The sequence below is a fragment of the Methylocella sp. CPCC 101449 genome (assembly GCF_031921685.1).
Taxonomy (GTDB): Bacteria; Pseudomonadota; Alphaproteobacteria; order Rhizobiales; family Beijerinckiaceae; genus Terripilifer.
In genome coordinates, this window is the sequence record NZ_JAPDHU010000002.1 from 534341 (window position 1) to 556376 (window position 22036).

Genomic DNA, 22036 nt, shown 5'->3' on the forward strand with positions numbered 1-22036 from the left:
AGGCTTGGATGGAAGAGACGGTCGCCGCGAAGTCGCATCCCCGCTCGGCGCAAATGTATCCGGTCCTGCCGCCGGCCGACATCGACCGCTTGCGCCGCTTCGGTTCGGCCGCGTCCTATCGCGCCGGCCAGTGTGTCGTCGCCGCCGGGCAGGTTTCGCCCGGCGTCATCGTGATCCTTTCCGGCGAGCTTGAAATCACCCGCGCCCGCTATGGCGGCACCGGCGCTCACATCGTCACCCACGGCGCTGGCGAATTCATGGGCGAACTTGCCCAGCTTTCCGATCGGCCTTCGCTGGTCAATGCGACGGCGGCAAGCGATGTCGAAGCGCTCGTCATCGTCTCGGGCCGGCTGCGCGATCTGATGGTGCAGGAGGCGAATTTGGGCGAGCGCGTCATGCGCGCTCTGATCCTGCGCCGGGTCGATCTGCTTGAAAGCGGCGGCAGCGGTCCGATTATCGTCGGTCGTCGCCACAGCGGCGACGTGCTGCGTCTACAAGGCTTTCTCACGCGCAGCGGTCAGCCGCACGGTGTCTTCGATCCGGAGGAGGATACTTGCGCCGCGACATTGATCGACCGCTTCAAGGTCGATGAGCACCATCTGCCGATCGTGCTGTGTCCGGACGGTCGCCTGCTGCGCAATCCAGCCGACAGCGATTTGGCGCGCTGCCTGGGGCTGGTGCGCCCCATCGATCCCGACAAGCTCTATGACGTGGCCATCGTCGGCGCCGGGCCCGCTGGCCTTGCGGCTGCGGTCTATGCGGGCTCCGAAGGACTGTCGGCCATCGTGCTCGATTGCCGGGCCTTCGGCGGTCAGGCCGGGGCCTCGGCGCGGATCGAAAACTATCTTGGCTTTCCCACGGGCATTTCGGGCTTGGCGCTGATGGCGCGCGCCTACAATCAGGCGCAGAAATTCGGCGTGGAAATGGCCATTCCCGATGAGGCCTGCCAGCTCAGCCTGTCGCGCGATGCGGAGCGCCATTTCGTTCTCGGCGTCGATGCCGACGAAAAGGTCCGTGCCCGGTCGGTGGTCGTTGCCTCCGGCGCCAGCTATCGCCGGCTCGATGTCGCCAATCTCGCCGAGTTCGAAGGATCGTCCGTGCATTATTGGGCGTCGCCGATCGAGGCGAAGCTCTGCGCCAATCAGGAAGTGGCGCTCGTCGGTGCTGGCAATTCAGCCGGGCAGGCGGCGGTCTATCTCGCCAGTCAGGTCAAGAAGGTCTCGCTGCTGGTGCGCGGCAAGGGGCTTGAAGCGACCATGTCGCGCTATCTCATCGATCGCATCGAGGCCCAGCCCAATATCGAGGTTCATGTCCAGACCGAGGTGATCGGCCTTTCCGGGCAGAACGGCAGCCTGGAGAGGATCACCTGGCGGGATCGAGAGACCGGCGAAACCGACACCTGCGCGATTCCTCACCTGTTCCTGTTCATCGGCGCCGAGCCCAACACCGATTGGCTGGCGGATGCCGGGATCGAGCGTGATGGCAAGGGATTCATCCGCACCGGCGCCGAGGGCTTCCATCCGCTGGAGACCAACCAGGCCGGCGTTTTCGCCATCGGCGATGTCAGGGAGGGGTCGATCAAACGTGTCGCCGCCGCCGTGGGCGAGGGGGCACAGGTGGTGGCGGCGCTGCACGCCTTTCTGGCGCAGCCTGAACCGGCGGTCGCGGATGTAACGGTCTCCGTCGCCGTGCGGTAATCAGGCTGATACGGCGACCAGCTTGAGCGCCCGCTCATGCGCTTCTGCCACATCGGGCGCATAACGAACCAGATGCCGCGACAGGCCTGATGACAGCAGCGAGCGGCGCACCGCCCGCGATGCGCCGGCGATGAAGACCGGAGCGCCGCGTCGGTGGCTCTTCTCGGCGAAGGCCACCAGGATATGGGCGCCCGAATTGTCGGCGAAAGGCACGGCCGACAAATCGAGAATGATTGCGCGTGGCGTTTCGCCAAGCCGCGACAACACCGCCGACACCGTGCCGGTAGCGCCGAAGAAGAAAGGTCCGGCGATCTGGAACGTCAATATGCCGTCGGAGGGGAAGGCCTCATGCGCTGCGCCACCATTTTCGGCGCCGTTCTCCGCCGTGGCATCGCCCAGCAGTTTCACTTCGGTCGTCACTTCGACGAACTGCGACATGCGGTGCATGAACAGAATGGCGCCGAGCACGATGCCGACGGCGAGACCTTCGGTGAGATCGCGCACGCAGGTGAAGAGGAAGGTTGCAAGCAGCACGGTGGCTTCGCCCCGGCTGGTGCGCAGGATGGCGCGGAACTGATCGAATTCGATCATGTTCCAAGCGACGGTGAGCAGCACGGCCGCCAGAACCGCCAGCGGAATGTAATAGGCGAGCGGGGCGGCAATCAGGATGAACAGCAGCAGGAACAGCGCATGCAGGATGCCGGCCACCGGCCCGTGCGCATGGGCGCGGATATTCGTGGCGGTGCGGGCGATTGTGCCGGTGGCGCACAGGCCGCCGAACAAGGCGCTGGCGATATTGGCCCAGCCCTGCGCCACCAATTCGCAATTGGAGCGATGCCGGCGCCCGCTCATGCCGTCGGCGACCACGGCTGAAAGCAGGGATTCGAAGCCGCCGAGAATGGCGATGGCGATCGCCGAGGGGATGAGTTCCAGCAGCAGACCGGGCTGCACATCGGGCAGCGCCGGCGCCGGCAGGCTCGAGGGCACGCCGCCAAACTTGGTGCCAATGGTCTCCACCGGGAGACCGAAGGCCCAGGTGATGAGCGAAGCGAGAAACACGGCGACGAGCAGGCCGGGCAGGCGCGGCGCCAGCCGCCGCAGTGCCAGGATGACGCCAAGACTGCCGAAGCCGAGCAGCAAGGTCTGCCAACTGATTGTCGGCAGGGCCGAAAACAGCGCCGGCATTTTGGCGACCAGCGCCGCCGGTTCATGAGCCAGCGACAGGCCCAGGAAATCCTTAATCTGGCCGGCGCCGATGATGATGGCAATGCCGGCGGTGAAACCGACCGTCACCGGATGCGGGATGAACTTGATATAGGAGCCGAGCCTGAGATAGCCGATGGCCAGCAGCAGAAAGCCGGCCATGATGGTGGCGGCGAGTAGGCCCTGATAGCCGAAGCGCTCGATGGTGGTGGCGACCAGCACGATGAAGGCGCCGGCCGGGCCGCCGATCTGAAAGCGGCTGCCGCCCAGGGCTGAAATGATGAAGCCCGCGACGATCGAAGCATAGAGGCCGTGTTCCGGCTTCGCGCCCGAGCCGATGGCGATGGCCATCGACAGGGGCAAGGCGACGATGGCGACCGTCAGCCCGGCGATGGCATCGGCACGCAACCCCTTGAGCCCGTAGCCCTCGCGCCAGACGGTGACCAGTTTTGGCGTGAACGAGTCAGCACTGTCGATGGGGGACCGGGGCGGGGAGAAGGTGGCGAACGTCATGGGAGCGTATCGTATCTCGGGTTGAAAATCCTGGGCTGCTGATTCCGTCGGATAGACGGAAGGATGGCATTGTAGGATTACCCCTGTCATCGTTTAAGATGGGCGGGAAGCGGCACAGCGTCGCGTGATGCGGGAGCAGCAGGATGGTCAAGGCGGTCATGGTCCACGAATATGGTGGGCCGGAAGTGATGAAGATCGAGGATGTCGAAGTGGGCAAGCCTGGTCCTGGCCAGGTGAAGGTGCGCAATAAGGCCATGGGTCTCAATTTCATCGATACATATTTTCGCAGCGGCCTCTACAAGGCGCCGTCGCTGCCGTTCATCGCCGGCAACGAGGCGGCAGGCGAAATCATCGAAGTCGGCAAGGGCGTGCGTGGCTTCAAGGTCGGCGATCGCGTCGGCTATGTCTCCTCCCTCGGCAGCTATGCCCAGGAACGGCTGATCGACGCGCGCATCCTCGTCAAACTGCCAAAAAAGATTTCCTACGAGACGGCCGCCGGCATGATGCTGAAGGGCCTGACCGCGCAATATCTGCTGCGCCAGACGTTTCGCGTGAAGCGCGGTAACGTCATCCTGGTGCATGCGGCCGCCGGCGGTGTCGGTCTGCTGCTCTGCCAATGGGGCAAGGCGCTTGGCGCCACGGTGATCGGCACGGTCGGCTCGAAGGAGAAAGGAGCGCTCGCCAAGAAGGCCGGTGCCAAGCATATCATCTATTACAAGGACGAGAATTTCGTCGATCGCGTGCGCGAGATCACCAAGGGCAAGCTCTGCGATGTGGTCTACGACGGCGTCGGCAAGGACACGTTCCCCGCTTCGCTCGACTGTCTGAAAAAGCGCGGCATGTTCGCCTCGTTCGGCTCTTCCTCCGGGCCGATCGAAGCTTTCAACATCGGGCTTCTGGTGCAGAAGGGCTCGCTCTTCGCGACGCGGCCGACGCTCTACGATTATGCCGATACGCCCGCGCGGCTCGCCGCGATGGCGCGCGATCTGTTCAGCGTCGTGGCGCGTGGCAAGGTGAAGATCCCCGTCAACAAGCGCTACAAGCTGCAAGACGTGGTGGCGGCGCATGAGGCGCTGCAAGGCCGCCAGACGACGGGCTCGACCATCCTCATTCCTTAAGCAATGACGACGCGGCCGGGCCTCCGGCTGCGTCTCCAGAGGCGAGGCGCACGGAGGGAGAGTGGTTTGCTCAATCGGTCGTTCGTGTCTGTTTTGCTGGCGGCTGTTATGACGGTATCCGCGCGAGCGGGCGATTCCGTTACGATCGCCTACAATAATCTGCTCCCGCCGTTTTCTGAGTTTCGAGACGGCCAGGCAACTGGGCTTGTCGTCGACATCTTTCGTGCTGCGGCAGAGCGTGCAGGCTATGACGTGGAATTCCTCCCCGTGCCGCTGGAGCAAATGGAAGGGGTCCTCAAAGACGGCCGGGTCGTGGCTTCTATGCCAATGGCGGCAAGTGCGGATCGTCGCGAGCGACTTGATTTCAGCCAGGCGCTACTCGTCACCGGCGGTGCGCTTTTCGTTCGCGCACCGGAGGAGACGCCAAAAGATCTGCAAGCTCTTACCGGCAAGATCGTCGTTACTCCGCGCACCGGGCCTCTGGCGGCCTACATTCAAAAGACAGCGCCGGGCGTGACACTCGTCGTAACAGAGGACTATGAGGCCAGTCTGGCGCAGCTTGCGAGCGGTCAGGCCGCGGCTGCTGCGTTGAACTATCAGACCGGGGCCATACTGGCGCGCCGCTTGTATCCCAGCCAGATCACCGAACCACGTTCGATGTTTCTCGAGCTGCCTTTCACCGCTGCGGTTTTGAAAGGGCAGAATGCGGCATTCTTGGCGAGATTGAACAGCGGTCTTGAGGCGATCCGCGCCGATGGAACGTGGGAGCGCCTGAGCAAGAAGTGGGTGGAGTGACCGCTCGGATCAGCTCGCCACGCCATGCAGATCGTAAGCGTCCGCGCGTTCGATCTTGACGCTGACGATATCGCCGACGCGCAGCGGCCGGCGTGACGCCACGTAGACCTTGCCGTCGATCTCCGGCGCATCGGCCTTCGAGCGGCCGACCGCGACGCTGGGACCAGCATGATCAATGATCACTTGCAGACGCTTGCCGACCTTGTTGCGCAGAATGCGGCTGCTGACCGCCTGCTGCTTTTCCATGAAGCGGCGATAGCGCTGTTCCTTCACCTCGCCCGGCACTTCGGGCAGGCCGAGATTGTTTGACGGGGCGCCAGCCACCGGCTCGTATTTGAAGGCGCCGACGCGGTCGAGCTTGGCCTCGCCCAGCCAGTCGAGCATCATTTCGAAGTCGTCTTCGGTCTCACCCGGAAAACCGACGATGAAGGTCGAACGAATGGCGAGGTCAGGGCAGGTCTCGCGCCACTTGTGGATGCGCTCCAACGTGCGCTCCTGATTGCCCGGCCGCTTCATCGCTTTCAGCACGCGTGGCGAGGCGTGCTGGAAGGGAATGTCGAGATAGGGCAGCACCAAACCTTCCGCCATCAGGTCGATGACCTCGTCGACATGCGGATAGGGATAGACATAGTGCAGGCGCACCCAGGCGCCGAGGCTGCCGAGCTCGCGCGACAGGTCGAGAAAGCGGGCGCGCACGTCACGGTCGCGCCAGCGGCTCTCGGCGTATTTCACGTCGATGCCATAGGCGGACGTGTCTTGCGAGATGACGAGCAATTCCTTGACGCCGGCTGTGACCAGTTTCTCGGCTTCGCGCAGTACGTCGGCGGCGGAGCGCGACACCAGTTTGCCGCGCAGCTTGGGAATGATGCAGAAGCTGCAGGTGTTGTTGCAGCCTTCCGAAATCTTCAGATAGGCATAGTGGCGCGGCGTCAGCTTCACGCCCTGCGGCGGCACCAGATCGGTGAACGGATCGTGGGCCGGCGGAGACGCGGTATGCACCGCCTGCACCACGCTCTCATAAGCCTGTGGTCCGGTGATCGACAGCACGTTGGGAAAACGGTTGGAGATCGCCTCGGGCTCGGCGCCCATACAGCCGGTGACGATGACCTTGCCATTCTCGGCCAGCGCTGCGCCGATCGCTTCGAGCGACTCCGCCTTGGCGGAATCGAGAAAGCCGCAGGTATTGACGATCACCGCATCCGCCCCGGCGTGGGACTTGGTCAGTTCATAGCCCTCGGCGCGCAGGCGCGTGATGATGCGCTCGGAATCGACCAGCGCCTTGGGGCAGCCAAGCGAGACGAACGAGATTTTGGGGGCGGGGCGTTGGGCGACGTCGGACATGGGCGCACCGCTTGCCATGGCCGGATGGCCAAAACAAGCCGGCAGAACAACTTAACTCGCTTGTTGGAGCTTCTAAAAAGGAAAACCCGGCCGTAAGGCCGGGTTTCCAGATCGTGGAGCGCCGGGGCGCCCGACCAATCTCAGTATTTGGCGACGACCGCGCCCGCCGGACCGCCGAAGCGGTAGTTCAGGCCCACGCGAACCGTATGGAACTTGAAGTCCTGCGACAGCAGTTCCCGGTAATTGGCGCCCGGAGGGGCGAAAGTGCTGCCCGGCCGATAGAACGAGGCATAATCGACGCGGCCAAGATCGGTATAAAGATACTCGAGCTTGATGCTCCAGTTCTCGGTAATGGCCTGTTCGACACCACCGCCGATGGTCCAGCCGGTTTTGGTGCGCGAGAACGAGGCGCCTTTGCTGTAGCCGTTGCTGCCCAGCACGCTCCAATCGCCCTTGACGCCGCCGACCGCGAGGCCGCCGGTGATGTAGACCAGGGTGCGATCGAAGGTGACGCCGAGACGTGGCCGCACCGTCAGGAACCAATCGGTCTTGGCGCTGCGCATCCAGGTATAGGTCGGCGGTCCCGGAGGTGTGGGCGCGCCAAAAGTAGTCGAATTGCCTTTGATACCAGCGGCATTGATGTCGACTTCAAGACCCGCGACGAACGAGTTCATCTGGTAGTTGTAGCCGATCTGCGCGCCGCCCAGAATGCCCGACGGATTGGTCGTGCCATTGCTGAGAGCCGCCCAACCCGCCTGGAAAGCGGGGGCTTCCACCGCCCAGCTGCTGGTCGGATCTAGGAAGGTCCGGGTTTTCGATTGGCCCCAGCCGTAGCCGATGTTGGCGCCGACGTAGAAGCCGGTCCAAGTGAAGATCGGCACCGCATAGACCGGAGCCATTGGCGCGGCCCTTCGCGGAAGGTCCGCAGCCTGGGCGCTGGCGGCCGCTAGCCCCAATAGTGCGACCGACCCGAGAAGCAGATGACGCATAAGTTCCCCCTCAGTCCAAGAGAATGGAAAAACCCATCAACTCGTAAAGCCCTCAGGTCGGAGGTTAGACGTGAGTCGGGAGACCGTAAATCTGCGCATGGCGGCCATGCGTAATTTTGCGGGAAATGTGGCGAGAAAGACACATATGTAGTCGAAATACGACACATTAACGCCCAAAGAAAAACCCGGCCGCTAGGGCCGGGTTTCTGAAATGCTAGCGCCGAGGCGCCGAGTTTAGTAGCTGGCGACGACCGGGCCAGCCGGGCCGCCGAAGCGGTAATTGATACCGGCGCGGACGACGACAAAATCATTGCGGCGGCTGTTGCTGTTTGGCAGGAACAACGTGTTGGTGCCGAGATTAAACACGGCAAAGTTATTGTTGTTGTTCCGGTTCATGCCAATGTAGAGCGCTTCGATCTTGGCGCTCCAGTTGTTCATGAAGGCGTATTCGACACCGCCGCCGACCGCATAGCCGACGCGCGAGTTGCCGCCGCCATAGGCAAGACCGCCGGTGGCGTACACCAGGGTCCGATCGATCGCGAAGCCGAGGCGGGCACGCACCGTACCGAAGTAGTTTTGATTTGAGCCAGTACCGCTGACGACAGTCGCCGGCGGTGCAGCGAACGCCAGGCCGGGCGCGCCCGTGAAGATGTAACCGGGGAACGGCGTGACTTGGCCGTTACGGCGACTCAGGTTGGCGTACTGGATGTCGGCTTCAAGACCGCCGACAAAGCTGCTGTTGAACTGCCAGTTGTAACCGATCTGGGCGCCGCCGATGAAGCTGCTGCGGTTGTTGCCGTTGTTAGGAACGGTCAGCACACCATTGGTGCCAGCCGAGCCGATGACCGAACCTGCCGGCAAGAAATAGGTGCTGCCGCCATTGTTATTCGTGGCGAAGCCGCCGCCGGCATTGAGACCGACGTAGAACCCAGTCCAAGTGAAAAAAGGCGCAACGTAAACCGGCGCAGGAGCCGGAGCGCGGCGCGGAAGATCCGCTGCCTGAGCGCTACCGGCAACAAGCCCGAGCAGCGCAACCGAACCAAGTAGCATATGACGCATGATATTCCCCTCCGCTGGAGTTGGAAAAGATGGACCAAAACACCAAAAAGCTCTGGAGAAATCCTAGTCCTGTGGAGGGAGGCCGTAAATCTAAACTTGGCAGATTGAGGCCGTTTTCAAGGCAGTGTGCCTCTTTAGGTACACATTCATCCTGCCTACGATGCATAATGCCTGGTAAATGAGCGGCAAATAGGTAAGAAAAAACCCGGCCAAGAAGGCCGGGTTTTCAATGCATTCAAGGCGAAGCTACCCGAAAGATCTCAGTATTTTGCGACCACCGGGCTGGCGAAGCCGCCGAAGCGATAGCTCAGGCCGACGCGCACGGCGTTTTCCTTGAAGCGGGTGTTGGCCGCGCCGAAGGGGAAGAAGCTGGCGGTGTAACGGCCGTAGTCGGTGTAGCGGTACTCGGCACGGATCGACCAAGTTGGCGAGAAGGCGTATTCGACGCCACCGCCTAGGGTCCAGCCGGTGCGGGTCGACTGGTTCGACAGAGCGAATGGCGGGATGAAGACTTCGTGCTTGAGGCCAGCGAAGGCGACGCCGCCGGTGACATAGATCAACGCACGGTCGAAGCCGACGCCGAGGCGGGCGCGCAGCGAACCTTGCCACGGCACCGTGGTCTTGAACGTGTTGATGCCGATCGTGGTCGAGCCCTTCAGGCTCGTAGCTTCGATATCGCCTTCGACGCCAGCGACAATCGAACCGAATTGCAGGTTGTAGCCGGCGTGGAGACCACCGACGACGCCATTGGCATTGTAGGTCAGGCCACCGAATTCCGTGCGCCCCCAACCACCGCCAACCTGCGCACCGACGTAGAAGCCGGTCCACGTGAAGATTGGGGCAACATAAACCGGAGCTGGCGGAGCAGCACGGCGCGGAAGATCGGCCGCCTGAGCACCACCAGCCACAAGCGCGAACGCGGCAACCGAACCTAGAAGCAAATGACGCATGGTATTCTCGCTCCAGAAAGAGGGACGGAAAGGGCCCCACCAGCCCTGAAAACTAGCTTCAAGCTAGAGAGAGTCCGGCAAATCGTAAATTGCAAGATGGCGATCATGCGTCATTTCCAAAGCGCTGTTGCTGAAATGACACGAAACGAAATTTGGCTGCTTATGCAATAGGTTGGGGTTGCGGTTTTTGTGATCAAATTGCCACAAGGGCGGGCTGCGCTGCCCTTCAAATAGGCAAAAGAAAACCCGGCCGCGAGGCCGGGTTTTCCAAACCAGACGCCAGAAGCGTCTTGGATATTAGTACTTGGCGACGACCGGGCCGGCCGCGCCACCGAAGCGGTAGCTCAGACCAACGCGCACGGCGTTTTCCTTGAAGCGGGTGTTGGCAGTGCCCAGCGGGAAGAACGCGGTGTTGTAACGGCCGTAGTCGGTGTAGCGATATTCAGCGCGAACCGACCAGTTGTTGTTGATGGCGTATTCGACGCCAGCGCCAACCGTCCAGCCAGCGCGGGTCGTGCTGGTGCCGAAAGCGAACGGCGGGATGATGATGTCGTGCTTGAGCTGAGCAATCGCGACACCGCCGGTGGCGTAGATCAGCGCGCGGTCGAAGGCGACGCCGACGCGAGCGCGAACCGAACCCTGCCACGGAGCGCGGGTCTTCAGGAGAACGCCCGGGAAAGCGGTCGAGCCCTTGAGCGAAGTGGCTTCGATGTCGCCTTCAACACCGGCAACGATCGAACCGAACTGCATGTTGTAACCAGCGTGCAGACCACCGACGACGCCGTTGGCGTTGTAGGAGATGGCACCGATTTCGCTACGGCCCCAGCCGCCGCCGATCTGCGCACCGACGTAGAAGCCGGTCCAGGTGAAGATCGGAGCAACATAGATCGGAGCCGGCGGAGCAGCGCGGCGCGGAAGGTCAGCGGCCTGAGCGGCGCCAGCGACGAGCGCGAAAGCGGCAACCGAACCGAGGAGAAGATGACGCATTGTGCTTATACCTCTGAGTAAAAGAGAATCGGAAAAGTGGCCCCAAAACGAAACCCCGAAACCTGGCGGGACCCTAGAGAGAGTCGGCAGTTTCGTAAATCGAAACTTGGCCCTCCGGTGTCATTTTTAGGGCTGTGTTGCGGTAAAGTCACAGGTGGCGATAAGTCTTAAAAATCAGTATATTATGATCAGGCTGGCCATAGTAAAAACACCGCGCGGAAAGCGCGGTGTTGGGCCTTAAGTCGATGCTTGAAAAGAACGGACGCGCTATTGGGCGAAGATGCCCTGGCCGATGCCGCCGAAGCGGTAGTTGAGGCCAGCGCGCAGGATATGCATACGGTCTTCATTGCGGTTGACCAGCAGATATCCAGGGTTGGTCGGATTGACCAGCATCCGCGTGCCGTGATCGATGTTCACGTAGAGATATTCGGCCTTCAGGCTGATATTGTTGGTGAAGGCGTATTCGAGACCAGCGCCTGCGGCCCAGCCGAAATTGCTGCCTCCGTTCTGCGTCACGAACGGTCCGCCGGTCATAGCGCCGTTGGTCGTGAACATGGCGGAATTGGACGTGCCGGTACCGCCATAGGCGAGACCCGCCGTCACGTAAGGCAGGGCGCGATCGAGCGCGACGCCGACGCGCGAACGCAAGGTGCCGAACCATTCGCTGCGATTCTGGCCGAAATAGGCGAAGCCGTTCGAGCCGGTGAACGGGCCAGCACCGCCGAGCGGCACGAAGGCGGTGCCGAAGCCGCCGCTGCGGTTGCGGCCGCGCCAGTTGATATCGGCTTCCGTACCGATCACCACGCCGTTGTTGAGCTGCCAGTTGTAGCCGGCCTGGATGCCGAACGTGCCGCTGCTGCCCTTGACGCCATTCGAATTGCCGATCGCCGGCAGGGCCGCCTGCGGGAACGCGCCAGGCGTCAGGAATGAGCCCGACGGAAGAATGCCGTTGCCGTTGCTGCCCGTGAAAGCCATGCCGGCGTTAATACCGGCATAGAAGCCGGACCAGCTGTTAGTGGAGACCGGCGCATACATGGGCGTCGGCGAATAAGGTGAGCCACGCGGCGGCAAATCGGCGGCGTTCGCGCCAGCAAAAGCAAGAACGGAAAGAGCGACGCCGCCCAGGAACGCATAACGCATGATACTGACCCCATAAGCCGGACAAAACGCTGCCGGCACAACTCGTTTACGGGATCAGTAAGGGTCGTAAAGGTTACTGAATTCTTGCTGAGACGGAGGGTATTGAATCGTTATCGTTGACGCGGAGTTAATATCCCCGCGCCCTGTCAGCCCCACGTCAGCTGGCGAGTTTTTCGGCGATCACATCCTCACAGCGCGCGTTGCGTTCGGCGATCGCCTTGCCTGACATGGCGTGGGTCGCCGCTGCGGTCGGCACCACTTTGTTGCCGGCCCAGGCGCAGGGGCGCAACGGTTTGGCGCGCCAGAAGTCTGCGAAATGCTCCTGATAATCGTCGCCAACCTGATCGACATCGGTCGTATATTCGGTGACGAAGCCGTTGGGGTCGACGAAATAGGCGAAGATGTTTTGGCCGGGCCCCGCGTGGCGGCCCACGCCCCAGCCCAGTTCATGGCCGGCCATGCGCACGCGGCCGGTGCCGCGCATCAGCCCATCGAAATCGTACATTTCATAGGCCATGTGATTGAGCGAGGGGCCGCCATGCTTGGCCAGTGCGATCGAATGATGATTCCGCGAACAGCGGATGAAGCTCATAATGTCGGTGGTGTCGGAATGCCGGAAGCCGAGCGTGTCGAGATAGAAGGCCATCTCGGTCGGAATGTCTTCCGAATTGAGCACGACATGATTGATGCGCCACGGCCGCGCCGGATCGACAGAGGTCACCGCATGGCTGTCGACATTACTGGAGACGCGCATCGTGTGGCCATCGGGCGAGCGCATCTCGAAACCATAGCCGCCGCCGTCCTGCGCCGGCAACGCCTGCGGGGTGGCGAGCACGGTCACGCCATTGGCGATGGCATGTGCATGCAGCCCGTCCACCGCCGCTTTATCCGCTGCGGCGAAATTCAAGGCGACGAGCCCGGCTTTGGGGCGCTCATGCAGGGTGAGAACGTGATGATCGGGGCCGGTCGCGCGCAAATGCATTTTGCCGCCATCGCGGGAGACTTCATCCAGCGCCCAGACGTCCCGATAATATTTGGCGCTTTCCTCGAGATCGTAGACGGCAACCTCGAGCCCGCGCATTCCCATCACTTTTGGCTGTGCCATCTTAATCTCTCCCTCATCGTACCCGGCTTCCCGCCGGCTTTGTGCGAGCTTAGCGCCAATCGCCCGCCGGCGCTATCGGCGCCCCGCGATTGTCGGTAGTCTTGTAGACCAGAATCCAACGGATCACGATAGAGGCGCACCATGTGGTACGGCGTTGAAACGGGTAGGCGATCGGACCGCGTCTGGCCGCGTGCGGCCCTCCTGATCGCGGTTCTCTTCGCCGGCTTTTCTGCGCCGGCGCGGGCGCAGCAGGATGTGGTCCTCGAAAACCAGACCTATGACGACGGCGGCAAGGCCAGCATTGCGTTTCGCCGGATCGAATTCATCGGCACCAATCTCAATCGCGAGGAGGTGACCAAATTGTTCAGCGGGGGCACATCGAGCGCGGAGGCCGCCGCCATCGCAAGCAAGCTCAAGGCCGCGCGCATTGCCATTCCCTCCGTGGTGATCACCGCCAAGGACTCGCGCATGACGCTGGCCGATTTCGTTGCCAGCGATGTCGATACCGGCAAGGTGAAACAGCTTTCCATCGGCTCTTTCGACAGTTCGTTCGCCGACAAGCCCGGTGGCGAACTGCGCTTTAAATCGGGGGCGTTGCAGCTCGATGGCGCCAATATCGCGGGCCTCCTGCAAGCGATCCGCGACAACGATCTGAAGAAGGGCATGGCGCAATTCACCCGCTTCTCCATGCGCGATGTCGAGGGGCAGGGGCCGGACAAGGACACGCCGCTCGACGCACCTGGCGGTAATTTGACCAAGGTCAAAATCGCAGTGGTCGGTGCCGATGCGACTTTTGACAATGGGTTGCCGCTGCGGCTTGCCGCCAAGGCGGATAATATCGTGGTCGAAGTGCCACCGTCGTCCGATGGCGCCATCAAACTGAAGGAAGTCGGCATTGATCGCCTCGATCTGTCCTTCGGCTTTTCCGGCACCTACGATCCGGCCAAGCGGGCCTATGGTCTCGACGATCTGACGGTTTCGGGCGCCGATCTCGGCACGTTGGCGCTCAAAGGACGCTTTACCGGCATCGACCCTGGAGCCTTCTCGAGCGAACAGAGCGAGCGCATCTTTGCCTTGCTGGGAGCGGGCGTCGCCGCCGTCGACATGAAATTCACCAACGGCGGGCTTGCCGAAAAAATCCTGCAGGAGGCGGCGCGGCAGCAGAAGCAGAGCGTGGCGGAGCTGAAGAGCGATTTGGCGAAGGCGGCTTCGGTCATTCCGCTTCTCCTGGGCGGTGAGGCCAATGGACTGAAGATCGCCGAGGCGCTGGCGCGTTTCGTCGACGATCCAAAGCAGCTCGCTGTGTCGATCTCAGCGAAAAAGGGCTCGCTCAGTTTCGTCGATCTGCTGAGCATTCGCGATCCCGCCTCGCTCTTCGCCGTGGCCGATGTGCAAGTGACAGCCAATCAAGCCACAGCCAATCGAATGGCGGCGAATGATGCGCCCGCAACCGCGCCGCAGGATCGACCGCTGACCGGCGCCGCCGCCTGGCAGAAACTGATTGGCAATTCGATCAGCGGCAAGGACGAGGACGGCAATCCGCTGGCTGAATATTACTTGGCCGATGGCACGGTAAAACAGCTTGCCGATGACGAGACCGCCACCGGCAAATGGGTCATCAAGGGCGAGAAAGTGTGCTTCACGTTTCCCGATGACGATGAGGACGAAGAGGCCTGCTACAACGTGACGGTGGATGGCACCGTCGCGACCTTCGCCGACGACAACGGCTCAGGCCGCCGCTATCAAATTCTGCCGGGCAATCCGAAGCGGCTTTGAAGCCGGATCATGCCCGGCAATCTTAGACCTTGATTTCCATCCAATCGCGCAGCGCCTTGGTGAAGGCGGCTGGCTGTTCGACGGAGACGAAATGGCCGCTGTCATCGATGACGACGAGGCGTGAGCCGGGCACGGCTTTCGCCATCTCCTCATGATGCTCGGGCGGGCTCCAGGCATCTTGCCGGCCGGCGAGGAAGAGGGCGGGGCAACGGATCTGCTGCAACACCGGCCGCGCATCGGGCCGGTTGATGAGCGCGCGGATCTGCTTCTCGTGGATTTCCGGCGTCACGCTCAGGATCATGTCGCGCAGCGGCTTCATGAAGGCTTCGTCGCCTTGGCGCGCCGGGTGGATCATCGGTGGCAGCCAGGAATCGGCGAGCCCTTCCATGCCTTTGTCGTAGGCGAGCTTGATGATCGCTTCGCGCTTTTCCAATTCGCCCGGCGCCAGCGGCGGCAGGCCCGTGTCGAAGGCGCAGAAACGTTCGATCCGCTCGGGCGCCTGCCGGAACACTTCGAAGGCAACACGGCCCCCCATGGAGAAGCCTGCGACGGAGAATTTTTCAGGAGCCTGTTTCAGGACATGTTGCGCCATCGCCGGGATGGAGTCGAAGCCGAAGAAATCGAGCGATTTCACTTCGCAGATGTCGGCGAGATCGGCGATCTGCGTGGCGAAGATGCGGGCATCGCACAGCAGGCCGGGCAGGAGATAGAGAACGGGTTTGCTCATGAAACTCTCGAAGGGCGCTAAAAGGTTGGGGGCTTTTAGCACGCGCGGGCGCCCGGGCAATCCCTGGGGCGCTGTGGGCGATACCCCATACTATTGCGCCAAGAAATCCTCGATCAGCCCCGCCAAGGCTTGCGGCGCATCGTGATGAACGTTGTGGCCGGTATCGGGCATCTCGATGCCATGGCCATGGCGCAGGTGCTTCAGGCGCCAGTCGAAATTGCCGTGTCCTTCGCGCGGCGCTTTCTCGAACCGGTCGCCTGCGGCAATCCACAGAGCCGGCGCTTCGACCTTTTCCCAGCACGCCGCCCATTCGTCGAGCCGATGTAAGGTCGGAAAGGGGCGACGATGTTTGGGATCGAAGGCAAAGGCGACATGGCCGTTGACGGGACGGGCAAGGCTTTGCGCCAGGAAAAGCGCCTTGTCGCGCGGCAGGCGTCGATTGGCGGCCATCAGCCGATCGGCCATTTCAGCGACATTGGCGTAGACGCGTTCCTTCGGCATCTCCTTCAAGCTGTCGAGCCATTTGCCGATGCGCGTGGGTGCCTCTTGTGCCGATGTATCGCGCATGGCGAAGCCATCGATGGAGACGAGGCGGCGTACCCGTTGCGGCCGGATGCCGGCATAGATCGTCACCAGATTGCCGCCGAGACTGTGGCCGACGATGTCGATTGGCTGATCGGGTGAGATGGCTTCGACGATCGTATCGAGATCGGCGAGATAGTCGTGCAGCCAATAGCCCTGCGGCGCCCAGCCGCTGCCGCCGTGGCCGCGCCAATCCGGCGCGATAACCTTTCGGTTTTGCGCCATGGCATCGACGAGAAACTGGAACGTGCTGGACGCATCGAGGAAGCCGTGCAGCATAAGCAGGGGCGGCTCATTGCCTTCCCATTCACGCAATAGGATCGCTAAGCCTCTGACATCAAGATGCTGCGTACGCGAGACCCGCCGTGGTGCGTAAATTTCGTTCGTCATGTCCAACCTTGAATTGTTTGGACGCACCATGGCAGAAGCGCCAAGTCTCTGCTATAGCGCCATCAACATTAAGTTCGAGGGGGGATCGAGACCTCATGCGCGCCTATCGCATTCCGCAGCTCACCGGCATCCAATCGCTGACCCAGGTGGAGGAAGCGATGCCGAAGCCGGCACATCGCCAGATCCTGGTGAAGGTGATCGCGACTTCGCTGAACTTCCGCGATCTGGCGCTCGTCTCCGGTGGCTATCGCGGTCCGATCGCGCCGAACGTCGTGCCGCTCTCCGATGGCGCGGGCGAAGTGATCGAGGTCGGCCCGGGCGTGCAGCGTTTCAAGGTCGGCGACCGGGTGGCCAGCTGTTTCTTTCAACGCTGGTTTGGCGGCCTGGCCGATGCGAACAGTCCGGGCAGCGCGCTCGGCGGTCCCATCGATGGCATGCTGCGTGAATATGCGGTGCTGGAAGAAGAGGGCGCGGTCGCGATCCCCGCACATCTCTCCTATGAAGAAGCGGCGACCTTGCCCTGTGCGGCGGTGACCGCCTGGCATGCGATGGTCGAACATGCGCATCTCAAGGCCGGCCAATGCGTGCTGGTGCAGGGCACCGGCGGCGTGTCGATTTTCGCGCTGCAATTCGCGCGCATGATGGGTGTGCGGGTCATCGCTACATCGTCGAGCGAGGATAAGCTGGCGCGCGCCAAGGCGCTTGGTGCCAGTGACGGCATCAACTATCGCACGCATGAGGCCTGGGATGAGGCGGCACTCGCCTATACCGGCGGGCGCGGTGTCGATCAGGTCGTCGAGGTCGGCGGTTCCGATACGTTCAGCCGCTCGCTGAAGGCGATCCGGCCCAATGGTTTCATTTCGTTGATCGGTGTTCTCACGCGCAATGCGGAAATCAATCCGATGGCGATCCTCGCGAAGCGCGCCAATGTGCAGGGCATCAGCGTCGGCTCGACGCAAATGTTCGAGGCGATGAACGCGGCGATCAGCGTCAATGGCCTAAAACCGGTCATCGACCGGGTTTTCGGCTTCGACGAGGCGAAGGAAGCCTTCGCCTATCTTCAGTCGGCGGCACATTTCGGCAAAGTGGTGATCAGAGTATAGTCGTCTTTGAGCAAGACACTCGGAAAGCAAGACACTCGCCTGAAATGAGGGCATACGAATGTCGCCGCTGTTCAGTATTGTTATTCCCACCCGCAATCGGGCGGACACGTTGCGTTATACCTTACAGACCTGTCTCGAACAGGATTACGACGATTATGAAATCGTCGTCTGTGATAATTCTGATAATGACGCAACCGCAGAACTGATAAGCGAAATCGCTCACGTCCGCATCAAGTATGTAAAGCCTCCTGAGGCTCTCGCCATGAGTGCGAATTGGGAGCTTGGTGTTAGTTCTGCCAAGGGGCGCTACGTGACCGTACTCGGGGACGATGACGGTCTTTGCTCTTATGCCTTACGTGAAGCTGCGGCTTTGATCGCACATTTTGGCGATGTCGATGCGCTTCGTTGGGGCCGCTGCATATACACTTGGCCGTCCTTGCGCGTAGCGAGATGGGCTAACCGCCTTTGGGGAATAAATCTCGTCAAGTCCGTCGAGCGCGTCGATATGCATGAGCGATTGAAGCGGGCCGCCAAAATCGAGGTCATGCCTGACTCGCTGCCAATGATCTATTGTTCATTCGTCAACCGGCGAATGCTGGAACAACTCCGAGAATTGACCGGACAAGTCTTTGGGCACCGTATTCCGGACATTTATTCCGCCTACGCCATTGGTTTTCTGGCGCGCGATTGTCTCGATCTCGCTGTTCCCTTAAGCGTCGCCGGGATTTCCCATAACAGCAATGGTATGGCGCAGCTTTACGATCCGGACGCCAAGGAGATTGTCGAAGATTTCACCAACCTCAATGCGCGCGCCGGATTGACGTTTCATCCCGCGGTCCCGCAAGAAGATACGGTTTGGACCCCGATCCATGACGCTTATCTATCGGCGCGCGATCGCCTCTTTCGTAATGATCCGCAATTCGATCTCGATCTGCGCGCCATCCTGTTACAGCATCGCAATTCCATCCCGTTGAAGCCGGAGGAGCGACGACATCGCCTCATCGAGGCGGTTCGCGTTTCCATTGCACATGATGCGGAGCTATTGGCATGGTTTGATGCTTTGCCGGCGAAAGGCGACGTGGACTGGGCCGAATTGACGCCGACATCATTTGGTCTTCACGGCACTTCGCTTTCGCTCGACACAAGCCGCATTGGCGTTGCCAATATTCTTGATGTCGTTCGCCTAGTTGGCGCACTGGTCGGAGACGATGGCAAGCCATTTCACTATCCGGCGACGACTGTCCTTGAGCCCATTGTCACGGAGCCGACTGCTGTTGTGGAGCCGCCTGTAACGCCGATTGCTCCGCCACCGCCGGCTTTGCGCCGTTCATGGTTGCAGCGATTATGGGTCTCCAGGTAGTCGACGGGACTAGGCAATCTCATGCAGATGGGCCGAGCCGGCAGCTTGGCTTGCCATGTGTTCGCGCCAAAAAGACAGCGCATCGGCGAGATTGTCACGCCGGCTTTTTGTGGGTGCCGGACATTTGAGCTCGTTGCGCAAGCGACCGACATCGGCGACGATCCGCAGTGGTTCATCGCGATCAGGCAGGGCGCCAAACCGGACGAGTTCCGGCCGTCCGGCGATATCGGCGATTTCGCGAACGATATCGGCGACGCGGATACCTTCGCCCGTAGCTATGTTGATGATACCGGAGACGTCGCTGGTGGTGAGCGCCGCGAGCGCGGCGCCCGTGTCACGAATATCCATGTAGTCGCGGATTGCCTTGCCGCTTGAAACAGCAGTCGTCCGTCCGGCCAAGAGCGCGCGGGCCACAGACGCAACCAGTCGGTTTGGATCTTCGAAAGGCCCGTAAAGATTGAAAAGTCGTGCCCAAGCGACGGAAATGCCGATTTCAGCCGCGTATTTTTCCAGCACGCGGCGCACGCTGTCCTTGGCGACGTCGTAGAGCGTGTGTGAACCGCTGGGCGTCGTGGCTTCTCGGCACAACCCATCGGCCGGCCATTGGTATTCGTAGCATGAGCCGACCATACAAATCCGTTGCGTACCTTTTTCTGCGCAGGCGCGTGCGAGAGATAGCGAGGCGGCAACCCAGTCGAGATTGTCGGGATCCGTCCAGAATTTGCCGGCCTCGACGGTCCAGGCCAGGTGCAGCAAGATGTCGGGCCGCACGGCGGCGCCGATACGGGCTGCCACGGCCGGCTGGATGAGGTCGTCGTTGATCCAGCGGATACCGGGATGTTCGATGGAACGCAAACGCCCCGCGGCGATCACCTCGTGACCTGCGGCTGCCAAATGACCAATCGTATGTCGGCCAACGAAGCCACTTGCGCCGGTTACGAGTATGCGCATTCTTCGCATCTCCATCCAGAACCAATTCCCAGCGTAATGGTCGGAACCATCGCCGTCCATCCGACGGCAGACCCATGTATCACAATACGGCGCGCTTGACTCGTTCCGAGAGCCATGAACTATCGCCGCCAAACCGAATTCAGGGAGGATATGATGACCGATTATCGCCTGCTGACATTTCAATCGGCACAAGGACCGCGCGCCGGCATCGCCGTTGGTGACGTCTATGCCGATGTGGCTGAAGGCACGGGCCGTGCCGCCGATGCCAGCATGCTTGGCATTCTGGAAGATTGGGCCGCAGCGCAAGGCCGGCTGTCGGGCTTGGCCGACAAGGTCACCAAGGGCGGCGTCAAAACCATGCCGCTGGCTTCCGCGCACTATCTCGCCGCCGTGCATTGGCCCGTCGCCATTTATTGCGCCGGCGCCAACTATGCCGATCATGTGCGTCGCATGGCCGAGCGTTCTGGCCTGCCGCAGGAACCCAATCCGAAGGAGGCCGGCTCCACGGCCTGGCATTTCCTCAAGCCGGCGCGCACCGCCGTCGGCCACAACGAAGAGATTTCGACCGTATCGAAGTCGCTCGATTGGGAGGCGGAACTCGCCGTCGTCATCGGCAAGGGCGGTAAGAACATTCCCCTCGACAAGGTCTACGAGCATATCGCCGGCTACACCTGTGCCAACGACGTCTCGGCCCGCGATCTGTCGCGCCGTCCGAAAGTGGCAGCCGGCACGCCGTTCAGCTTCGACTGGATCGGCCAGAAATGTTTCGACGGTTCCTGTCCGCTCGGTCCCTGGATTGTGCCGGCGTCGCAGATCAAGGATCCGATGAACCTTGCCATCAAGACCTTCATCAACGACAAGCTGCAGCAGAATTCCAATACCAAGGAAATGATCTTCAACATCGCCGATCAGGTGGCGCAGATTTCGTCGCGCATGACCCTCTATCCCGGCGACGTCGTGCTCACCGGCACACCGAGCGGCACGGGCGCTGAGGAAAACAAATTCCTCAAGGCGGGCGATGTGATGCGGGTCGAGATCGAGGGCATTGGTTCTCTGACCAACCGGGTGAAGAGCATCACCGGCTGATCAAACAAATACGCCAGCCCGCGATCGACACAGAGCGGGCTGGCGCAATGCCGGCGGAGAGCAATGCCGGTGTTATTCTCTTAGACCATGACGACGAAATGCGGCCTGTGCGCTGGCGCACATCGGCCAAAACCGTCTTATGGTTACGAGTGTCCTGGCTTTCTATGTCCGCAGTGGTGAACAGAGACTTATCGCTCGTCAGCGCGCGTCCGAAAACGACATGCTGTTCCAGGAGCGTTTGCGCGTCCAATCCGCCATGAAGCTTTGAAATAGCCGCACCTTGCTCATCAGTCGGGACGGGGGATAGAGCAGCCAGACCGGCCGCTCCGGCACGGCGAAATCCTCCAGGATGACTTCGAGTTTGCCGTCGCGAATATCGCCGCCGACAAAATACAGCGGCAGCATGGCGATCCCGACGCCCGTTACCGCCGCTTGTCGCACGGCGGGAATGCTATGGGCGACGAAAGTGCCGGTCACTTTCACCGGCTGGATGGGATCGGCGAAACGCCAGATGCGGTCGGGCGCCAGGCGGGGGCTGATGAGACAATTATGGCGGATGAGTGCGTTGGGCGTTTCCGGCCGGCCATATTGTTCGAGATAGGTTGGGGCCGCGCAGACGACCCATTGCAGCGAGCCGAGCTGTTTGGCGACATAGGGCGAACCGTCTTCGAGCGGCCAAAGTCGGATCGCCACGTCGAAGTCACCATCGTTCAGGCTCAGCGCCTTGACGCCGGAGTCATAGACGGAAACCACGATATGGATCGTCGGATAGGTCCGTGCGAATTGCGCGATGGCTTCGGCCAGATGGCCGCCGACGAAGGCGCGGGGTGCCAGAATGCGCAACGTGCCATGCGGGCCGCTTTGCAGAGTTTGCGCGGAGGCATTGGCTGCTTCGAAGTCCGTGAGGATTTTTGTGCAGGACTCGTAATAGGTCTCGCCGATTTCGGTGAGCGAGACCTTGCGCGTCGAGCGGTTGAGCAGGCGCGAACCAAGAAACGCTTCAAGGTCCATCATGTGCTTGGAGACGGCAGCGCGGGACATGCCAAGCTCTTCCGCCGCGGCGCTGAAGCTGCCTCGGCGTGCAATGCACACGAACGTTTCAATCAGACGGAAACGGTCGACGCTCATCGCGATTGTTCACGTTCTCTGAACCGCCGATCACGT

General features: G+C 61.5%; 19 protein-coding genes. 7 read left to right on the forward strand and 12 right to left on the reverse strand.

What is annotated here, in order from left to right:
- Window positions 1-8: 8 nt before the first annotated feature.
- Window positions 9-1697 carry an FAD-dependent oxidoreductase gene (locus OIM99_RS13165; protein ID WP_311850872.1) on the forward strand — a complete coding sequence of 563 codons (1689 nt, stop codon included), beginning with the start codon at window positions 9-11 and terminating at the stop codon, window positions 1695-1697.
- On the opposite strand, the gene OIM99_RS13170 is transcribed toward OIM99_RS13165, so the two are convergent.
- Window positions 1698-3413 (reverse strand): sulfate permease, encoded by a 1716-nt coding sequence (locus OIM99_RS13170; protein ID WP_311850873.1) that lies wholly within the window; start codon window positions 3411-3413, stop codon window positions 1698-1700.
- Between the two features lie 143 nt (window positions 3414-3556).
- Here OIM99_RS13170 and OIM99_RS13175 point away from each other — a divergent pair, with 143 nt between their 5' ends.
- The gene (locus tag OIM99_RS13175; protein ID WP_311850874.1) at window positions 3557-4531 is read left to right on the forward strand and encodes a quinone oxidoreductase; all 975 of its coding nucleotides are present in this window, start codon (window positions 3557-3559) and stop codon (window positions 4529-4531) included.
- A gap of 66 nt (window positions 4532-4597) precedes the next feature.
- Window positions 4598-5326, forward strand: a complete 729-nt coding sequence (locus tag OIM99_RS13180) for a transporter substrate-binding domain-containing protein (RefSeq protein ID WP_311850875.1) — start codon at window positions 4598-4600, stop codon at window positions 5324-5326.
- 9 nt (window positions 5327-5335) lie between these two features.
- On the opposite strand, the gene rimO is transcribed toward OIM99_RS13180, so the two are convergent.
- The 7 genes from rimO to OIM99_RS13215 form a co-directional block, all read right to left on the reverse strand.
- Window positions 5336-6667 carry a 30S ribosomal protein S12 methylthiotransferase RimO gene (gene rimO / locus OIM99_RS13185; RefSeq protein WP_311850876.1) on the reverse strand — a complete coding sequence of 444 codons (1332 nt, stop codon included), beginning with the start codon at window positions 6665-6667 and terminating at the stop codon, window positions 5336-5338.
- A 140-nt stretch (window positions 6668-6807) separates the two neighbouring features.
- Window positions 6808-7656 (reverse strand): outer membrane protein, encoded by an 849-nt coding sequence (locus OIM99_RS13190; RefSeq protein WP_409371515.1) that lies wholly within the window; start codon window positions 7654-7656, stop codon window positions 6808-6810.
- 234 nt (window positions 7657-7890) lie between these two features.
- Window positions 7891-8715: an outer membrane beta-barrel protein gene (locus OIM99_RS13195; protein WP_311850878.1), complete on the reverse strand. Its 825-nt coding sequence runs from the start codon at window positions 8713-8715 to the stop codon at window positions 7891-7893.
- Between the two features lie 260 nt (window positions 8716-8975).
- A complete protein-coding gene (locus OIM99_RS13200; RefSeq protein WP_311850879.1) occupies window positions 8976-9665 on the reverse strand; it encodes a porin family protein in 690 nt (229 codons plus the stop codon).
- A 297-nt stretch (window positions 9666-9962) separates the two neighbouring features.
- Window positions 9963-10652, reverse strand: coding sequence for an outer membrane protein (locus tag OIM99_RS13205; protein ID WP_311850881.1), 690 nt, complete (start codon window positions 10650-10652; stop codon window positions 9963-9965).
- A gap of 267 nt (window positions 10653-10919) precedes the next feature.
- Window positions 10920-11792 (reverse strand): outer membrane beta-barrel protein, encoded by an 873-nt coding sequence (locus OIM99_RS13210; RefSeq protein ID WP_311850882.1) that lies wholly within the window; start codon window positions 11790-11792, stop codon window positions 10920-10922.
- A 157-nt stretch (window positions 11793-11949) separates the two neighbouring features.
- Window positions 11950-12897 carry a VOC family protein gene (locus tag OIM99_RS13215; RefSeq protein ID WP_311850883.1) on the reverse strand — a complete coding sequence of 316 codons (948 nt, stop codon included), beginning with the start codon at window positions 12895-12897 and terminating at the stop codon, window positions 11950-11952.
- A gap of 141 nt (window positions 12898-13038) precedes the next feature.
- On the opposite strand from OIM99_RS13215, the gene OIM99_RS13220 reads away from it, so the two are divergent.
- Complete coding sequence (locus OIM99_RS13220) at window positions 13039-14673, forward strand: hypothetical protein (RefSeq protein WP_311850884.1); 1635 nt, start codon at window positions 13039-13041, stop codon at window positions 14671-14673.
- Between the two features lie 22 nt (window positions 14674-14695).
- On the opposite strand, the gene OIM99_RS13225 is transcribed toward OIM99_RS13220, so the two are convergent.
- Window positions 14696-15400: an alpha/beta hydrolase gene (locus OIM99_RS13225; RefSeq protein ID WP_311850885.1), complete on the reverse strand. Its 705-nt coding sequence runs from the start codon at window positions 15398-15400 to the stop codon at window positions 14696-14698.
- Between the two features lie 90 nt (window positions 15401-15490).
- Entirely contained in the window at window positions 15491-16372 is an 882-nt protein-coding gene (locus OIM99_RS13230; RefSeq protein WP_311850886.1) for an alpha/beta hydrolase, read from the reverse strand.
- Between the two features lie 95 nt (window positions 16373-16467).
- Here OIM99_RS13230 and OIM99_RS13235 point away from each other — a divergent pair, with 95 nt between their 5' ends.
- Together OIM99_RS13235 and OIM99_RS13240 are read left to right on the forward strand one after the other, a co-directional pair.
- The gene (locus OIM99_RS13235) at window positions 16468-17475 is read left to right on the forward strand and encodes an NAD(P)-dependent alcohol dehydrogenase (protein WP_311850887.1); all 1008 of its coding nucleotides are present in this window, start codon (window positions 16468-16470) and stop codon (window positions 17473-17475) included.
- A 58-nt stretch (window positions 17476-17533) separates the two neighbouring features.
- Window positions 17534-18835 carry a glycosyltransferase family A protein gene (locus tag OIM99_RS13240; RefSeq protein ID WP_311850888.1) on the forward strand — a complete coding sequence of 434 codons (1302 nt, stop codon included), beginning with the start codon at window positions 17534-17536 and terminating at the stop codon, window positions 18833-18835.
- 9 nt (window positions 18836-18844) lie between these two features.
- Here OIM99_RS13240 and OIM99_RS13245 read toward each other — a convergent pair whose 3' ends face one another.
- On the reverse strand, window positions 18845-19786 hold the full coding sequence (locus tag OIM99_RS13245; RefSeq protein WP_311850889.1) for an NAD(P)-dependent oxidoreductase: 942 nt from the start codon (window positions 19784-19786) through the stop codon (window positions 18845-18847).
- Window positions 19787-19939: 153 nt separating this feature from the next.
- Between OIM99_RS13245 and OIM99_RS13250 the strand changes: the two genes are divergently transcribed.
- Window positions 19940-20872: a fumarylacetoacetate hydrolase family protein gene (locus OIM99_RS13250; RefSeq protein WP_311850890.1), complete on the forward strand. Its 933-nt coding sequence runs from the start codon at window positions 19940-19942 to the stop codon at window positions 20870-20872.
- Between the two features lie 198 nt (window positions 20873-21070).
- On the opposite strand, the gene OIM99_RS13255 is transcribed toward OIM99_RS13250, so the two are convergent.
- Window positions 21071-22000, reverse strand: a complete 930-nt coding sequence (locus OIM99_RS13255) for a LysR family transcriptional regulator (protein WP_311850891.1) — start codon at window positions 21998-22000, stop codon at window positions 21071-21073.
- Between the last annotated feature and the right edge of the window lie 36 nt (window positions 22001-22036).

What these genes read in the sequence shown, in the direction of transcription:
- OIM99_RS13175 (WP_311850874.1), top strand. Translation starts at nt 3,557, where the DNA reads ATGGTCAAGGCGGTCATGGTCCACGAATATGGTGGGCCGGAAGTGATG.
- OIM99_RS13240 (WP_311850888.1), top strand. Translation starts at nt 17,534, where the DNA reads ATGTCGCCGCTGTTCAGTATTGTTATTCCCACCCGCAATCGGGCGGAC.
- OIM99_RS13230 (WP_311850886.1), bottom strand. Translation starts at nt 16,372, where the DNA reads ATGACGAACGAAATTTACGCACCACGGCGGGTCTCGCGTACGCAGCAT.
- OIM99_RS13170 (WP_311850873.1), bottom strand. Translation starts at nt 3,413, where the DNA reads ATGACGTTCGCCACCTTCTCCCCGCCCCGGTCCCCCATCGACAGTGCT.
- OIM99_RS13245 (WP_311850889.1), bottom strand. Translation starts at nt 19,786, where the DNA reads ATGCGCATACTCGTAACCGGCGCAAGTGGCTTCGTTGGCCGACATACG.
- OIM99_RS13205 (WP_311850881.1), bottom strand. Translation starts at nt 10,652, where the DNA reads ATGCGTCATCTTCTCCTCGGTTCGGTTGCCGCTTTCGCGCTCGTCGCT.
- OIM99_RS13220 (WP_311850884.1), top strand. Translation starts at nt 13,039, where the DNA reads ATGTGGTACGGCGTTGAAACGGGTAGGCGATCGGACCGCGTCTGGCCG.
- OIM99_RS13165 (WP_311850872.1), top strand. Translation starts at nt 9, where the DNA reads ATGGAAGAGACGGTCGCCGCGAAGTCGCATCCCCGCTCGGCGCAAATG.
- OIM99_RS13255 (WP_311850891.1), bottom strand. Translation starts at nt 22,000, where the DNA reads ATGAGCGTCGACCGTTTCCGTCTGATTGAAACGTTCGTGTGCATTGCA.
- OIM99_RS13190 (WP_409371515.1), bottom strand. Translation starts at nt 7,656, where the DNA reads ATGCGTCATCTGCTTCTCGGGTCGGTCGCACTATTGGGGCTAGCGGCC.
- OIM99_RS13215 (WP_311850883.1), bottom strand. Translation starts at nt 12,897, where the DNA reads ATGGCACAGCCAAAAGTGATGGGAATGCGCGGGCTCGAGGTTGCCGTC.
- OIM99_RS13195 (WP_311850878.1), bottom strand. Translation starts at nt 8,715, where the DNA reads ATGCGTCATATGCTACTTGGTTCGGTTGCGCTGCTCGGGCTTGTTGCC.
- rimO (WP_311850876.1), bottom strand. Translation starts at nt 6,667, where the DNA reads ATGTCCGACGTCGCCCAACGCCCCGCCCCCAAAATCTCGTTCGTCTCG.
- OIM99_RS13225 (WP_311850885.1), bottom strand. Translation starts at nt 15,400, where the DNA reads ATGAGCAAACCCGTTCTCTATCTCCTGCCCGGCCTGCTGTGCGATGCC.
- OIM99_RS13235 (WP_311850887.1), top strand. Translation starts at nt 16,468, where the DNA reads ATGCGCGCCTATCGCATTCCGCAGCTCACCGGCATCCAATCGCTGACC.
- OIM99_RS13200 (WP_311850879.1), bottom strand. Translation starts at nt 9,665, where the DNA reads ATGCGTCATTTGCTTCTAGGTTCGGTTGCCGCGTTCGCGCTTGTGGCT.
- OIM99_RS13250 (WP_311850890.1), top strand. Translation starts at nt 19,940, where the DNA reads ATGACCGATTATCGCCTGCTGACATTTCAATCGGCACAAGGACCGCGC.
- OIM99_RS13210 (WP_311850882.1), bottom strand. Translation starts at nt 11,792, where the DNA reads ATGCGTTATGCGTTCCTGGGCGGCGTCGCTCTTTCCGTTCTTGCTTTT.